The organism is Macellibacteroides sp. (genome assembly GCF_050251695.1).
Lineage (GTDB): Bacteria > Bacteroidota > Bacteroidia > Bacteroidales > Tannerellaceae > Macellibacteroides > Macellibacteroides fermentans.
Genome location: NZ_JBFWMI010000078.1, coordinates 1 through 15,519 on the forward strand (window position 1 = coordinate 1; position 15,519 = coordinate 15,519).

The 15,519-nt window shown below is 40.1% G+C and carries 14 protein-coding genes; 4 read left to right on the forward strand and 10 right to left on the reverse strand.

Annotated elements, in window-relative coordinates; translation table 11 throughout:
- Positions 1-70: 70 nt before the first annotated feature.
- The 3 genes from AB7E53_RS11295 to AB7E53_RS11305 all read left to right on the forward strand — a co-directional run bounded on the left by AB7E53_RS11295 (position 71) and on the right by AB7E53_RS11305 (position 3,303).
- Entirely contained in the window at positions 71-829 is a 759-nt protein-coding gene (locus AB7E53_RS11295; RefSeq protein WP_446775723.1) for a hypothetical protein, read from the forward strand.
- A 172-nt stretch (positions 830-1,001) separates the two neighbouring features.
- Positions 1,002-2,777 carry a right-handed parallel beta-helix repeat-containing protein gene (locus AB7E53_RS11300; RefSeq protein ID WP_446775725.1) on the forward strand — a complete coding sequence of 592 codons (1,776 nt, stop codon included), beginning with the start codon at positions 1,002-1,004 and terminating at the stop codon, positions 2,775-2,777.
- Positions 2,778-3,036: 259 nt separating this feature from the next.
- Entirely contained in the window at positions 3,037-3,303 is a 267-nt protein-coding gene (locus AB7E53_RS11305) for an RNA recognition motif domain-containing protein (protein ID WP_068180992.1), read from the forward strand.
- A 196-nt stretch (positions 3,304-3,499) separates the two neighbouring features.
- Here AB7E53_RS11305 and AB7E53_RS11310 read toward each other — a convergent pair whose 3' ends face one another.
- From AB7E53_RS11310 to AB7E53_RS11355, 10 genes are all read right to left on the reverse strand, one after another.
- The gene (locus AB7E53_RS11310; RefSeq protein WP_179398586.1) at positions 3,500-5,203 is read right to left on the reverse strand and encodes an acyl-CoA dehydrogenase family protein; all 1,704 of its coding nucleotides are present in this window, start codon (positions 5,201-5,203) and stop codon (positions 3,500-3,502) included.
- Between the two features lie 8 nt (positions 5,204-5,211).
- The gene (locus AB7E53_RS11315; RefSeq protein ID WP_079684286.1) at positions 5,212-6,231 is read right to left on the reverse strand and encodes an electron transfer flavoprotein subunit alpha/FixB family protein; all 1,020 of its coding nucleotides are present in this window, start codon (positions 6,229-6,231) and stop codon (positions 5,212-5,214) included.
- A 25-nt stretch (positions 6,232-6,256) separates the two neighbouring features.
- Positions 6,257-7,129 carry an electron transfer flavoprotein subunit beta/FixA family protein gene (locus AB7E53_RS11320; protein WP_350456772.1) on the reverse strand — a complete coding sequence of 291 codons (873 nt, stop codon included), beginning with the start codon at positions 7,127-7,129 and terminating at the stop codon, positions 6,257-6,259.
- Positions 7,130-7,327: 198 nt separating this feature from the next.
- Entirely contained in the window at positions 7,328-7,867 is a 540-nt protein-coding gene (locus AB7E53_RS11325; protein WP_179398583.1) for a carbonic anhydrase, read from the reverse strand.
- 129 nt (positions 7,868-7,996) lie between these two features.
- A complete protein-coding gene (locus AB7E53_RS11330) occupies positions 7,997-9,103 on the reverse strand; it encodes a hypothetical protein (RefSeq protein WP_446772786.1) in 1,107 nt (368 codons plus the stop codon).
- Between the two features lie 95 nt (positions 9,104-9,198).
- On the reverse strand, positions 9,199-9,708 hold the full coding sequence (locus AB7E53_RS11335) for a ferritin (protein WP_079684290.1): 510 nt from the start codon (positions 9,706-9,708) through the stop codon (positions 9,199-9,201).
- Positions 9,709-9,748: 40 nt separating this feature from the next.
- Positions 9,749-12,601, reverse strand: a complete 2,853-nt coding sequence (gcvP, locus tag AB7E53_RS11340; RefSeq protein ID WP_446775727.1) for an aminomethyl-transferring glycine dehydrogenase — start codon at positions 12,599-12,601, stop codon at positions 9,749-9,751.
- A 30-nt stretch (positions 12,602-12,631) separates the two neighbouring features.
- A complete protein-coding gene (locus AB7E53_RS11345; RefSeq protein ID WP_446775729.1) occupies positions 12,632-13,270 on the reverse strand; it encodes an MBL fold metallo-hydrolase in 639 nt (212 codons plus the stop codon).
- The gene (gene rsmG / locus AB7E53_RS11350; protein WP_079684293.1) at positions 13,267-13,887 is read right to left on the reverse strand and encodes a 16S rRNA (guanine(527)-N(7))-methyltransferase RsmG; all 621 of its coding nucleotides are present in this window, start codon (positions 13,885-13,887) and stop codon (positions 13,267-13,269) included. The genes AB7E53_RS11345 and rsmG overlap by 4 nt, the downstream gene beginning before the upstream one ends.
- 40 nt (positions 13,888-13,927) lie before the next feature.
- Positions 13,928-14,773 (reverse strand): DUF3298 domain-containing protein, encoded by an 846-nt coding sequence (locus tag AB7E53_RS11355; protein WP_446775731.1) that lies wholly within the window; start codon positions 14,771-14,773, stop codon positions 13,928-13,930.
- A gap of 166 nt (positions 14,774-14,939) precedes the next feature.
- On the opposite strand from AB7E53_RS11355, the gene AB7E53_RS11360 reads away from it, so the two are divergent.
- Positions 14,940-15,519: DUF4290 domain-containing protein (locus tag AB7E53_RS11360; RefSeq protein WP_446775733.1), on the forward strand; the 580-nt coding region annotated here is incomplete at its 3' end.

Sequence of the window (15,519 nt, forward strand, 5' to 3'; positions counted from 1 at the left end):
ATTGCATATAAGTTGTGCATAATTGAGCTGTATATTAATAGTTTGATCACCATTAAAATACTAATAATCAATGATATGCACAACTTATTTCCTGACATTTTTTAGTGAATTAATTCCGCCAACGGGTTACTATCTTAAATTCATTGCTGAACCAACAAAGAATTCAGTTCCCAGTCTATCAATATCTGCTCAGCTTGAGTTAGTTGATATGATTAACATTATATCCAATTATACACTATATATAATTGATAAGGAGGGCAAATCAATTGACCTTGAGGCTATATTGCAATGGGTTAGAATTGTAAATACAAATTTTTCTTGTAATAAAATATATGAAACCAATATTGACATATCTAATAATCCTACTATAACGACTTTACCTTTTAGAAATAGGGATAGTCAGATGGCAGAAAATATTATTTGGTTGACAGACCATTTTCCTAAAGACAGATTTACAGTTTGGCTTGCTAATTATCATGGAGTAAAGGATATTTCTCAAACTATATATCCCGCAGACTCTCTTATGTATTCTATACATCAATGTGCTGCAGAAGGTGTTTATAATAAATTGAGAAATAAGCTTTATTCATTAGCATTCACTTCTCTAAACTACAAAGGGAAGGTGGTTGACCCCGGTGCATTTGAATTGGCTATTGCTAAGAAGACGGGAGATTCTCCATACGCATTTGTCGATTTTGAATCTTTGCGATTTGTGGATGGCTTTAGAGACAAGGAATTTGAAGCGGCTATGATCAAAAAGAAGAAAGGAAGATGGTTGTATATGTTTGATGGTGTATATTATATTAGAGATCAAAATGTACTCAATTGATAGTCAAAATAATAAACCTTTTATATTGATTGAGAAATTGGATTAGTCTTTAATCGCAAACCAGATATGAGTAATAAAGCCATATCTATTAGCAGAAGATAAATAGGTTTTATATATTTGTGCAATAAATCACTAAGATGGGTGATAAACACAAATAATTTTAATATTTATCATGAATAAAACGCTATTATTTATTGCGGGTTTGCTCTTTTTTGTTCTTACCAACGAATTGGTTGCTCAGGAGCGTGTTTACAGCATAACGAGTTTCGGATTGAAAGCTGACAGTAAGAAGAATGCTTCTCCTGTTTTAGCCAAGGCTCTGGATAAAATTAAACGAGATTATAAGGACGGAACGAATGTGGTGCTGAAGTTTCCTCGCGGACAATATCATTTTTTTGAATCGGGATCGGCTGTTCGTGAATATTACATTTCAAATCACGATCAGACTAATCCTAAAAAAGTAGGATTAGCGATTGAAGATTTTAAAAATCTTACCATCGACGGACAGGGATCGGAATTTATTTTTCATGGCAGAATGATCCCATTATCCCTTTTACGCTCCGAAAATTGCACGTTGAAGAATTTCAGCATTGATTTTGCTAATCCCCATATTGCCCAGATACAGGTTGTGGAAAATAGTCCAGAGAAAGGAATCACCTTTAAGGTGGCTCCCTGGGTGAATTATCGCATCAGCAAAGATTCTGTTTTTGAAACTTATGGTGAAGGTTGGACTGCACAACCTGCTGGTGGTATTGCCTTCGAAGAGGCAACAAAACGTCTTGTATATAATACGAGTGATATCAGCTGCCCAACAAAAGGTGTTGTAGAGGTATCGCCCCGGTTACTGCATGCCCCAAACTGGAAGAATGCTAAATTAATTCCTGGAACGGTGATTGCCATGCGTACGTGGCATCGTCCTACCCCTGGTATTTTCTTTTCTCATAACGTGAATTCTGTTTTAGAGAATGTTTCAGTGCATTATGCTGAAGGAATGGGATTATTGGCTCAGCTTTGTGAGAATATTACACTGGATCGGTTCAATGTTTGCCTTAAAGGGCCAAATGATCCGCGATATTTTACTACGCAGGCTGATGCAACCCACTTTTCGGGCTGTAAAGGTGCAATTATATCGAAGAATGGTTTATATGAGGGTATGATGGATGACGCGATTAATATTCATGGTACTTATTTAAAAGTAATAAGCCGGGTAGATGAAAAAACGGTAATAGCAAGATATATGCATGATCAGTCTTGGGGTTTTGAGTGGGGCAGAACAGCCGATGAAGTGCAGTTTGTACGTTCCGAGACTATGGAACTGCTTGACGGTACTAACCGTATCGCAGAGATTCGTCCGTATGATAAAAATCAGATTCATGGGGCCCGCGAATTTTACATCAGATTTGATGAGCCGATCCATCCGGATATAAATGAGAAAAGTGGTTTTGGCATTGAGAATCTTACTTGGACTCCCGAGGTCATCTTTTCAGGGAATACGGTTCGAAACAACCGTGCTCGCGGGGCTTTATTTAGCACACCCAGAAAAACTGTAGTGGAGGATAACTTGTTTGATCATACTTCGGGTACAGCCATTTTACTTTGCGGAGATTGTAACGGATGGTTTGAGACTGGTGCATGCAAAGATGTTGTTATAAGGAGGAATAAATTTGTGAATGCGCTGACTAATATGTTCCAGTTTACCAATGGTGTGATTTCAATTTATCCGGAGATTCCGAACTTGAAAGGGCAGCAAAAGTATTTCCATAGCGGTATTGTAATTGAAGACAATGAATTTGATACATTCGATGCTCCTATACTTTATGCCAAATCAGTGGATGGACTGATATTCCGAAATAATTCGATTAAAAAGAATACGGGTTATAAGCCGTTTCATTGGAACAAAAACCGCTTTTTGCTTGAACGTGTAACCAATGCAAAGATTGAAGAATAACTATATTTTATGTGAAATTGGAGCCCGATTTGTTAAATATTTGGGTTTTTGAAAATAAAATGCTTTTTTATGAAAAATAAATGGCAAAACATAGTTGATTATCAAAAATAATTTCGGTTTTTTGCATCATCAAACAACAGATAGCATAGATTGTTTTATTACAGGTCGCTCTTTTACCAAATAGAGTATTTGATTGATGAAATTTATCTTTTTCCTAACTGAATTGTTTTAATTTATTAAATTATTTTATTGTATTTTTATGAACATTTACATTGGCAATCTTAGCTATTCAGTTAAGGAATCGGATTTGAAGGAAGTTATGGAAGACTACGGTACAGTTGATTCAGTTAAATTGATCATTGACCGTGACACTAGAAGATCAAAAGGTTTTGCATTCGTTGAAATGCCTAATGATCAGGAAGCGAAAAACGCTATCAACGAACTGAATGGCGCAGAATATCAGGGCCGTCAGATGGTATTGAAGGAAGCTACTCCTAAGGAATCAGCTCCTAGACGGTCTTATTAATTATTTTAATCTGATAGCTTGCACTTTCTGATAAAGAAAGTTCTTGATTTGATCTTATAAAAATAATATAGACAAAACTAAAGAGGGTATCCATATAGATATCCTCTTTTTTTGTATTTGTTACAGCGAAATTATGTAAATAAAAAAAGGCTGCTCCCCATGTATTTGGAAGCAGCCTTTTGTATAGGATGTAATACTATTGTTTATAGTATCCCAGATCTTCCATATCGAAACTGCTGATGTAACCGTTTATTTTATTTACTTCTGCTTGTCCGTAATTGATATAGACTTCAGCTGAACGACGATAGGTTTCGTCAACGTTTGCATCCTGAAGTAATAAGTAGCCCATAACGCAATGAGCACCGGCTTCAACCAAACGACGAGCCTGAAAGTCAAGATATTCGTTGTCTTTTGTATCAAGAACCATAGCTACAAGCTTTTCGTAGGTTTCTGTCATAGCCATGAGCTTCTTCTTCAGGTCGCCCAACTCAGGTTTGTAGTTAATAGCTTCGTATTCGCGTATACGACTCAGGTAAGTACCTGTGGTTACGTGGCGAATGGCTGCAACTACCTGTAATTGGGTTGTTCCCTCGTAGATATTGGTGATACGTGCATCACGATAGATACGCTCGCAGGCATAATCTTTCATAAACCCGGAACCACCGTGTATTTGAATTGCATCGTAGGCATTCTGGTTGGCGTATTCGGTAGTCATACCTTTTCCCATAGGGGTGAATGCATCTGCCAGTTTGCTATAATACTTATATTCAGTTCTTTCTTCGGGAGTTAATTTGCGTTCTTTGGCAACATCTTCCATCGCTTTGTACATATCTACAAAACGGGCTGTTTCGTAGAGCATAGAGCGCGAGGCGTCTGCTTTGGCACGCATAAGGGCAATCATTTCATATACTGCGGGGAACTCAATAATTGCCTTGCCAAATTGCTTGCGATCTTTTGCATAAGCAAGTCCTTCACGGTATGCTGCTTCACTGATACCAACAGCTTGTGCCATAATGCCCAGACGAGCACCGTTCATCAAAGCCATTACGTATTTGATAAGACCTAATTTGCGATCTCCACAAAGTTCGGCCTTCGCGTTCTTGTAAACAAGTTCGCAAGTTGGAGAGCCTTTAATACCCATCTTGTTTTCGATACGACGAACATCAACACCTCCGTTTTTCTTGTCGTAAATGAACATCGATAAACCACGACCGTCTTTTGTTCCGTCTTCGCTTCGTGCAAGCACAAGGTGGATGTCTGAATCGCCGTTGGTGATAAAACGTTTAACACCGTTCAGATACCAGCATCCGTCTTTTTCGCTGTAGGTTGCCTTTAGCATTACCGATTGAAGGTCTGATCCGGCATCGGGTTCAGTTAAGTCCATCGACATGGTTTCGCCAGCGCAGATACGTGGAATATATTTCTGTCGTTGCTCCTCGTTTCCGAACTCATATAAGGTTTCGGCACAATCTTGTAGTCCCCAAAGATTTTCGAATCCGGCATCAGCACGCGAAACTAAGTCGGCAGCCATGATATAGGGAACAATAGGGAAATTCAATCCGTTGTAACGACGTGGCATTGCCACACCCATTAGTCCGGCTTTAACTACGGCGTCCAGGTTTTGCTTTGTTCCTGCGGCATAGGTTACACGACCATCTTTTACAGAAGGGCCTTCGTGGTCTACGCTTTCTGCATTGGGGGCAATAATGTCTCCGCATATTTCGCCAACAATCTCCAGTACTTTTTCGTAGCTGTCCATTGCATCTTCGAAATCGATAGGAGCATAGTCGCAAGTATCTTTATCTCTGTAATTGCGTTCCTTAAGCTCCACAATCCGCTTCATAAGCGGATGATGCAAGTGGTGCTTCATGCTGGGATTATCTAAATAGAAATTAGCCATACTCTAGTTTACTTTGAATTCTTCTTATAATACTTAATCATCTTGGGAATTACTTCCTCTATTGTACCGTTTATTACATAGTCGGCAATGGTATTGATAGGAGCGTTGGGATCATTATTGATAGAAATGATCATGGCGCTTTCCTGCATACCTGCTATGTGCTGAATCTGACCGGAGATACCACAGGCAATGTAAAGTTTAGGACGTACAGTTACTCCAGTCTGTCCGATTTGTCTGTCGTGGTCGGTAAATCCGGCATCGACTGCGGCGCGAGAAGCTCCAACTTCGCCACCCAGAACGGCTGCAAGTTTATGAAGCAGTTCAAAATTCTCCTTGGAACCAACGCCATAGCCGCCGGCAATAATAATGGGAGATCCTTTGATGTTTGTTTTGCTTTTTTCCATGTGACGCTCAATCACGTTAACAACAAAGTCTGTGTCGTTTACATACTTGTTTACATCGTGCTTGATGGTTTCGCCTTTATAGGAAGGATTCAGAATTTCTTTTTTCATTACACCTTCACGTACTGTTGCCATTTGGGGACGACATTCAGGATTGATAATCCATGCTACGATATTTCCCCCGAAAGCCGGACGGATTTGGTAGAGAAGGTCTTTATATACTTTATTTTCTTTTTTTTCTTCGTGATCGCCGATTTCGAGTGATGTACAGTCGGCTGTAAGTCCGCTGGTAAGGGCCGAAGAAACACGAGGTCCCAGGTCGCGACCAATGCTGGTTGCACCCATGAGGGCAATTTGCGGTTTTTCTTCAGTAAATAGATTTACCAGGATGGAGGTGTGAGGAAGCGATGTGTATGGAAACAGGCGCGGATCATCAAAAACATGAAGTACGTCTACTCCGTAAGGAAATACCTGTGCACCGATACCATCAAGTTTTGTTCCGGCGGCAATTGCCTCCAGACGACAACCCAGACGGGTTGCAAGCGAGCGGCCTTTGGTAAGTAGTTCCAGACTTACGTCTGCCACAATGCCGTCTTCAATTTCGCAATATACAAATAAATTATTCATCTTTTTTACATTTAAAAGTGAAGCATCAACCGATGGTATGGTTTGCTATTAGTTCGATCATCAGTTCTTCAATCTCTGTATCCGACGGACTTAAGGTTTTGCTTTCTTTAGCCTGGAAAACCACGTTTTCAATTTTCTTAACTTTAGTGGGTGATCCGGATAATCCACAGGCTTTAACATCGGCCTTTACGTCGGCTACGCTCCATTCTGTAAGATTCAGATAGGGGCGCATATCAAATAATCCTGTATAATCGTCGTTCAATTCCTGTTTTTCCGTAACAGTTTTAGCATGTTTATATTTCTGCAAAAACTTGGCGTTACGCGGACGGCAATCGGGTGCAGTTCCGTTTACGGTAATAACGATCGGAAGCTGGCCTTCCACAATTTCTACGCCTCGTTCCAGTCGTCTTTTTACGGTTACTTTACCGTTTTCTACTTTTTGTATTTCTTCAGCGTAGGTAATCTGACTTAATCCAAGCTTTTCGGCCACTTGAGGACCAACCTGGGCGGTGTCGCCATCTATAGCCTGGCGACCACAAAGTATCAGATCGTATTCGTTGATTTTCCGGACAGCCATGGAAAGGGCATAAGAGGTAGCCAATGTGTCGGCTCCGGCAAATGCACGGTCGGTCAACAAATAGCCACCATCGGCTCCGCGGTACAATCCTTCACGGATAATCTCGGCAGCTCGTCCGGGTCCCATGGTGAGGAGTGTAATGGTGGTGCCGGGATAGGCATCTTTCAAGCGCAAGGCTTGCTCCAGCGCATTCAGATCTTCCGGATTAAAAATGGCAGGAAGAGCGGCACGGTTTACTGTACCGTCGGCTTTCATTGCATCTTTACCCACATTTCGGGTATCCGGCACCTGTTTTGCTAATACAATAATTCTTAAACTCATATTACAGCGGTATTAGTTTGTTTTGCTTTTAAGCAAATCTGTTAGATCAATAAGTCATCGGGTGGCAAATTTAGTCAAACATTCTTTATGTCAAAGCACTTTGTCCCGGAAAGTGCACACTTTGTTACCTAATGAGCACCAATTGATCCATTTAAGGCTGAATTGAGGCAAAAAAAAATCCGGAAAAATTCCCGGATATCATTCTGTAATTAAGTATAAATGGTTGTCTTCAACCTTGTAGTACATTGGCACTACCGTGATTTGAGGATATACAGTTCGGAGGCGTTTGGCTTCACTTAAAACAAAGTCTATTTCGTTGCCAATCTCGAACATGGGAGAGTAGTGCTTGAAATGTTCTTCGGCCTTTTCTCTGCTCCAACCTGCTTTCTCAACGAGTCCATCGATAAATTGTGCTTTTTTGGAAACCAGGTTAACCATGCCGCATTTGTTGTGAGCAATGATTGCAATATATTTCACATTGCCTATTGCTACGGCAAAGGAGACTTTAAATTCACTATAGGTGAGGTTGCCTCCTCCCGAACGTAAAATAAATGCGAAATTATCGGGTATGTTAAGGTGTTTTCTATTATCCATACACATGCTGATAAGCATCTGAGCTTGCGAATAGGTTTCAAATTCACGATTCAGATTATGATATTCCAAAAGCATGGAAATGGGAGTGTTCCTGTATTGAGGAAAGACATCTTCAGGTTTTGTTATCCGTATAAGTCTATTCATATGATAAATTCTTTATGTTTAGTGAAGAATTCGATATTTTAATCAGAAGTATCTTCACAAAAAAAAGAACAGTTAAAAGCGATTGTTAGCTGATAAACTGTTCTTTTTTTAATGTTTTTTTAGATTAGATTAACGATATTGTTTATGTATCGCCTTATCAAATGCTTCCCAATGGGCATCGGTCATATTGCCCGGAGTAAACAGACAGACCCCGGCAGCACCGTTTTCCATGGAAACCCTTACTGCTTCTTCTATTTCAGACGGGATGAGTCCATGTCCTTCAGGATCCTTGATCTGAGCTTTTTTCTCGTAGTCGCGACAGATGAACAGTCCGCTGTAAACCGGAATTTTGCCATCTACAGAAGTGACCTCTTCTTTTACAACTTTGCCGATCCATGCCGGACCTTCAAGATAAAAATCATTGTAATTCATCGGGAAGAATGCATCCAGGTTCCATTTATTCCATTCCTGACGTACCATCTTCTTTGCGTAGCTGTCTGGTCCGGGGAATACGGCAGCATCGATTTTCTTTCCTTTGGCATGTACAGCTTCGGCTATGTGATTAACCAATTTGGTGATGAGATCGCAACGGAATTGTTTCCATTCTTCAACTGTTGAAGGATCTTCTACTGATTTAATGTCGATACCAGTAGCCGCTTTGAAATCGCTCACACATTTGTCGCAATAGCAATAATCTGCCACCGGATATTCTTCGTTCATAACCAGTCCGTATTTATCCCATAGTCCGCGTGCAAGAATTACGTCAACAAATCGGATATAGTCCAGATGGATCGCATCAACTTCTGGTATTTCAGCAACTTTTGTATATAAATTTGTGAGATAGTCTGTTACTTCGGTGCGATTAGGGCAAAGAAACTTGTAATAGGGTACATAGGCTTGTACGTGATATGCCGATTCTCCGTTGCGATTTACGGCATACCAGGTTGAATCTATTTCGGGACCGCTTTGAAGCATAGCGGGTATCCACGCATGATATTCCATTCCGTTTGCTTTGGCTGCTTTAGCTGCACGACGGTGTTTTTCTACATCGTGACCAGCATTATAGCACATACCGTCGATACCATGACTTTTCCATTTGCTAAAATCGGACTGAAGTGTCTCTTCAGTTGTGTTTTGTCCTTCACCCTGCCAGGCATAACAGGTTACTTTGGTTGGGGAAGTAGGCGAGCATGCTGTAAAAGCGAATGCTGCAAGTGCAAAAATAAGATTTTTCATTTGAGCGTTTTTACATTTAGAATTAAGAAAGAACTTTGCTGAAATACAAAAACCGGAACATAGATATTTTCTACGTTCCGGTTATATATTGCTATTTAGGCTGTTGTGACAGGAGAGTAAACACGAGAAGCAAGCTCTTTGTCTAATGTATAAAGACCAAATCCATTATCTTTGATCATCTTCAATGCATCGATAAGGCTTTGAGCTGTTTCTTCTTCTTCAACCTGTTCGTCGATGAACCAACGAAGCATAGACTCTGTTGCATAGTCTTTTTCTTCTACAGCCAAAGAGTTGAGGTTATTGATCATTGCTGTTACTTCACGTTCGTGAGCCAATGTGTCTTCAAATGCATTTAGAGGAGTTGCCCAAGATGTAGTTACTTCCGAAATAGGTTTAAGTTCAACTCTTCCTCCACGAGCGATAACATAGTTCATGAACTTCATGGCATGATCTTGTTCTTCTCTGAATTGGATGTTCATCCAGTTGGCAAAACCAGGATACCCCTTTGCTGCAAAGTCGGTCGACATGGATAGATATAGGTAAGCCGACCAGAATTCGGCATTGATCTGCTTGTTTAAAGCAGCTTCTAAACTTTTACTTAACATACTTCTACGTTTTTAATTGGATAAATATTATTCAATAAAATTAAATTTCACAGGCGCAGAGGGTCGGAATCAGATTACGGTCGCCATAAGCATTGTCTATGCGCGCCACATTGATCCAAAACTTGCTTTCGTGCAGCCAATCCAACGGATAGGCAGCCTTACTTCGTGAGTAGGAGTGCTTCCATTCGTCTCCAGTAATTTCGTACTCGGGATGTGGAGCATTTTTTAATACATTATCTTCTTTGTCGGCTTCGCCATTTTCAACCTCTTTGATCTCGTTCCAGATACATGCCATAACTTCGGCAAATCTGTCCAATTCTGCAAGACTTTCGCTTTCAGTTGGTTCAACCATTAAGGTGCCGTGTACAGGGAATGATAGTGTAGGGGCATGGTAACCAAAGTCCATTAAACGTTTTGCAATATCTCCTTCGTCGATTCCGGAACGCTCTTTTACGCCTCTGCACTCGAGAATAAGTTCGTGACCGACACGGCCTGTAGACCCGGTATACACGATTCCATAAGTGTCTTTGAATTTGGCAGCCAGATAATTGGCATTCAATATCGCTGTTTTTGTTACAGTTGTAAGTCCTTCTGCTCCCAACATGCGGATGTACCCGTAGGTAATTGGCAGAACTCCTGCACTTCCGTAGGGTGCTGCCGAAACTGTGTTAAGTTCGCCTTCGGAGATTATCGGATGCGAGGGAAGGAATGGAACAAGATGTTTAGCAACGCAAATAGGACCGACACCCGGACCACCACCGCCATGGGGGATTGCGAATGTTTTATGTAGATTGAGGTGGCAAACATCGGCTCCGATTGTGCCTGGATTAGTTAATCCAACCTGGGCGTTCATGTTTGCTCCATCCATATAGACCTGTCCGCCATAACTATGTACAAGCTGGCAAATTTCAATGATGCTGGTCTCAAATATACCATGTGTTGATGGATATGTGATCATCGTAGCAGCCAGATTATCCTTATAGGATTCAGCTTTGCTGCGGAAATCGTCCATATCGATATTTCCTTTCTCGTCACATTTTACTGTAACAGTGGCAAACCCGCATTGAACAGCGCTGGCAGGATTAGTACCATGTGCCGAAGCTGGAAGTAACACGATGTTTCGGGTTCCTTGACCAATACTTTCCAAATAGGAGCGTATTACTTTCAGTCCGGTATATTCGCCGGATGCTCCTGAGTTCGGCTGGAGGCTTACCCCTTTAAAACCAGTAATTTCGGCAAGGTAAGTACTTAGGTTTTCAATCAGTTCAGTATAACCTTCCACCTGCTCGTCTGGTGCGTAGGGATGTATTCCGCTGAATTCGGGCTTACTTAAAACGAATAATTCGGAGGCTGCATTTAGCTTCATTGTGCATGAGCCCAAAGAGATCATTGAGTGTGCCAGGGAGATATCTCTGCGTTCCAATCGTTTGATATAGCGCATCAACTCTGTTTCGGTATGGTATTTTTTAAATACATCCTGTTGCAAGAATGCCGATGTACGCTTAAAAGTATCATCAAAATATTGATTTCTTTCAATGTTCTGGCCCAGCGTATAATCTTTCCCGGCTGCTCCGGAAAAGATATAGAGTAACACTCCGATATCTGTTATTTGGGTGGTTTCATCTAAACTTATCCCAATTTGTCCGTTTCCAAAATATCTTAGATTAACCTTGCATTCAAGAGCAATTTCCCTTAATGCACTTAAAGAGACGTTCGCGGGAAGTTCAACTTTTAGTGTATCAAAGAAGTTCTTATTTAGCTGTTTATATCCCAGCTTTTCCAACTCTCCAGATATGAATCCTGCATAACTATGTATCCTGGATGCGATGTCCTTTAATCCGTCTGCTCCATGATAAACGGCATAAAATCCGGCCATAGTTGCCAGTAATGCCTGGGCAGTACAAATATTGGAAGTAGCTTTTTCTCTTTTAATGTGTTGTTCGCGGGTCTGTAATGCCAGACGATATGCCGGTTTGCCATAAGCATCTTTAGATATGCCAATGATCCGACCAGGAATAGTACGCTTGTATTCATCTTTTGTGGCCATAAAACCAGCAGAAGGTCCTCCAAAATACATGGGAATCCCAAAGCGTTGACTGCTGCCGAAAACAACATCGGCTCCCCATTCTCCCGGAGGTGTAAGCAAAACCAAACTAAGTAGATCGGCTGCAACGGCTACGCGAGTTCCATTTTCGTTAGCTTTGTTAACAAAAGACCGGTAATCTTCGATGGAGCCGTTTTTATTGGGATATTGAACTATGGCACCAAATACATCCGGTGTAAATTCAAAGGTTTTATAATCTCCTCTTACTATTTTAATTCCCTGAGGTTTCATACGGGTATGAAGTACTGCCAGAGTGGATACAAACACATGTTGATCTACAAATAATGTATTGGCTCCATCCTTAACCTGCGACCGGCTTCTTGCTCCATGTAACATTGTTGCGGCCTCTGCCCCGGCAGTAGCTTCGTCTAAAAGGGAACAGTTGGTAAGCGGCAATGCTGTTAGATCGCAAATCATTGTTTGGAAATTAAGAAGGGCTTCCAATCTGCCTTGCGATATTTCGGCTTGATAAGGCGTATATGAGGTGTACCAAACCGGATTTTCCAATACATTTCGTTGAATTGGTGCCGGGGTTATAGTGTCATACCATCCCATCCCTATATAAGAGGTGAAAATCTCATTTTTTGAACCCAATTCGGCAATGTGTTCAGCATATTCGCGCTCGGTCATCGCTTCAGGCAGGTTTAATGATTCATTTAATCTGATATCGGAGGGGATTGTCTGGTCGATTAGTTCATCCAGAGAATTAACCCCGATAGTGTTGAGCATCTGGGGAATGTCTTCTTCCCTTATGCCAACGTGGCGGTTTACAAATTTATTTGTGTCCATAGATTCTAGGTATTTGATTTATTTTTGAATTTAGATGTACGGATTTTCAAGTTTTTCTTCACGAATAGAAGACTCTGGCCCATGACCGGGATAAATTATAGTACTGTCCGGTAAGGTTAGGAGCTTGTTTCGGATGGCAGCAAGTAGTATTTCCTGATTACCGGCCCATAAATCTGTACGCCCGATACTACCGGCAAAGAGAGTATCGCCCGTAATAGCCAGATTGCTTTCTTCGCTATAAAAAACAAGACTTCCGGGAGAATGTCCTGGAACATGTAACGAGGTGAGGGTACTTTCTCCAAAGTGGATTGCTTCTCCAACTGTAATAAAATGGTTTACTTGTCCACTTTTGCCTTTCATGGATAGTCCGAATGCCTTGGCTTGTTCTTCGGCAGAAGGAAGTAACTCTGTATCTGCCCTATGAGCTTCTGGTTCCAAACCATAGGTTTGAGTTATAAATGAGTTCCCAAACACATGGTCGAGATGCAAGTGAGTACATAAAAGTCTTTTCAAAGTAAGTTTATTCTCATCTATAAAGGCTTTTAATTCCTCTTCTTCCTGCTGATTCATGCAGCCGCAATCAATTAATACAGCCTCGCCTGTCTTATCGTATAACAGATAGGTGTTTACAGAGAAATAATTGAATTCGAAACGTTTTACATGTATCATAATGGCACGTATACAACTTTTTTTGTTTTAAAAAACTCTTCTTTAAAGTAATCCCCTAATTCTAAACTTAATGCCTGATTTCTAAAAGGAAGGATTTCATGTTGAAGTTCGCCCCCTTTGAGACAGATAAGTCCGTTGGGAAGAGCGTTTTGTTGCTCTTTTTTTATGTTTTTTCGTACTAACTTTACCAAATCAGCCAAAGGCATAACAGCCCGACTTACCACGAAGTCATACTTTTCTTTTTCCTCTTCGACTCTGCAATGGCGGAAGGTGATGTTTTTGAGTCCGATAGCTTCGGCTACCGCTTGTCCCACTTTTATTTTTTTTCCTATGCTATCCACCAAATGAAATTGAACATTAGGAAAGAAAATGGCTAATGGGATACCGGGAAAACCTCCTCCTGTACCAACGTCCATTACAGACGATCCATCCTTGAAGCGAAGCATTTTAACTATACCCAATGAATGTAAAACATGATGAAGGTAAAGATTTTCAATATCTTTCCTTGAAATAACATTTATTTTAGCATTCCAATCAGTATATAAATCGTATAGTGCTTCAAGTTGTTGGCACTGTTGTTCGTTTAATTCGGGAAAATAAGTTTGTATTACTTTCATTGTTTTTAATTATTAAAAAAACTGAAACAGGATCTCTCGTTTAAAATACGAGATGGGCTATAGGGCTTTCTTTACGGGCCAGATGCCTTATTTCTTCGTAAGACAGATGCACATGCGTTGCTCCGACTACATAAGCCGCTATTTCATATTCATTAAACGTATAATTTATACCGGTTTCATCTACACTGAAGTTCCCATTTGGAAATATTTCATCTACACTGAAAAAGCCCATATTTTCGAGAGCTTTTACATCGGTTACCTGATTTTGTTTCGCTATGGCATCAACAAGAATTTTGGCAAGATCATCTTCATAATTATCAATAAATACCTCTTTCTCTGTAACAGCAGAACCTGTCTTTAAGTTGATGATATGATTGAAATAGGAATGGGATCCATGAGCCCCTCCGGTGTAATTTTCAAAGTTTACTGTGAAACATAACAACCCGCTTTTATTATAAGTAATTTTGTTTGAAGACATTTCGTAGTAAGAATACCAAGCACCAATGGGTTCATCCTGTGCTTTGTCTGCTTCCGATTTAAAATCGGCTTCAAGTGCCTTATAATTAGTCAGGTAATCTTCTGTATACTTTTCTGCAGCCTCCTTTGGTGAATAATCAACATATGAATCTCCAAAATACGATTGGATGAAGATCCTCTGTATGTCCTTGATCTGTTGTTTATTGTCGACCTGAGTAGGATATGTGAAGTTGATTTGCAGATTGCAATTGGGGTTTTCAGGGTTATCAAGCAAATGGTAACTTCTATCTACCTTAATGGAGTCGAAAGTAACTTTATTACTGTCTGCTTTCTTTGGCGTATTGTTACATCCGGCAAGTATAAGTATCGATATTAACACTATAAATTTAGCTTGAAGCTGTGTTGTCATGGCTCTTAAATTTACAATTATATCATGCAAACGTACGAAAATAATTCGATTTTTGCTTCGTAAAGGTGAAAAGAAATATATTTGAATATAAACAGAGCAGCTTATGATGTTTACTCTTAAGATATTCAATTTATTTGTGTATTTTTGCCGAATAATAAATGTTAGAATGGAATATAATACAGAACTAAAACGTTTGATTCTGCCTGAGTATGGACGCAATATACAAAACATGGTAGATTATTGCCTTACAATTGAAGATAAGGAAGAACGTATGCGGTGCGCCAATTCAATTATCAATATCATGGGGAATATGTTTCCTCACCTGCGTGATGTTAATGACTTTAAACATATTTTGTGGGATCACCTGGCCATCATGGCGGATTTTAAACTTGATATTGATTATCCGTATGAAATTGTAAAGAAGGAAGATTTGCATAGCCGTCCGCCACGTATCCCTTATAATACAGGTAGAATTCGTTACAGACATTACGGTAAAACATTGGAAAGAATGATTTTAAAGGCAAATGAATTTGATGAGGGACAAGAAAAGACATATCTTATCAAGCTGTTAGCCAATCAAATGAAAAAATCATTTTTAAACTGGAATAAAGAAGCGGTGGATGACCGGAAGATTTTTAAAGATCTGGATGAATTGTCGGAAGGGAAAATTGTATTGGATGAAGAACAACACAAGCTTACCGAAAGCAGAGATATCTTATCTCGTAAAAATACAAACAAAAACTATA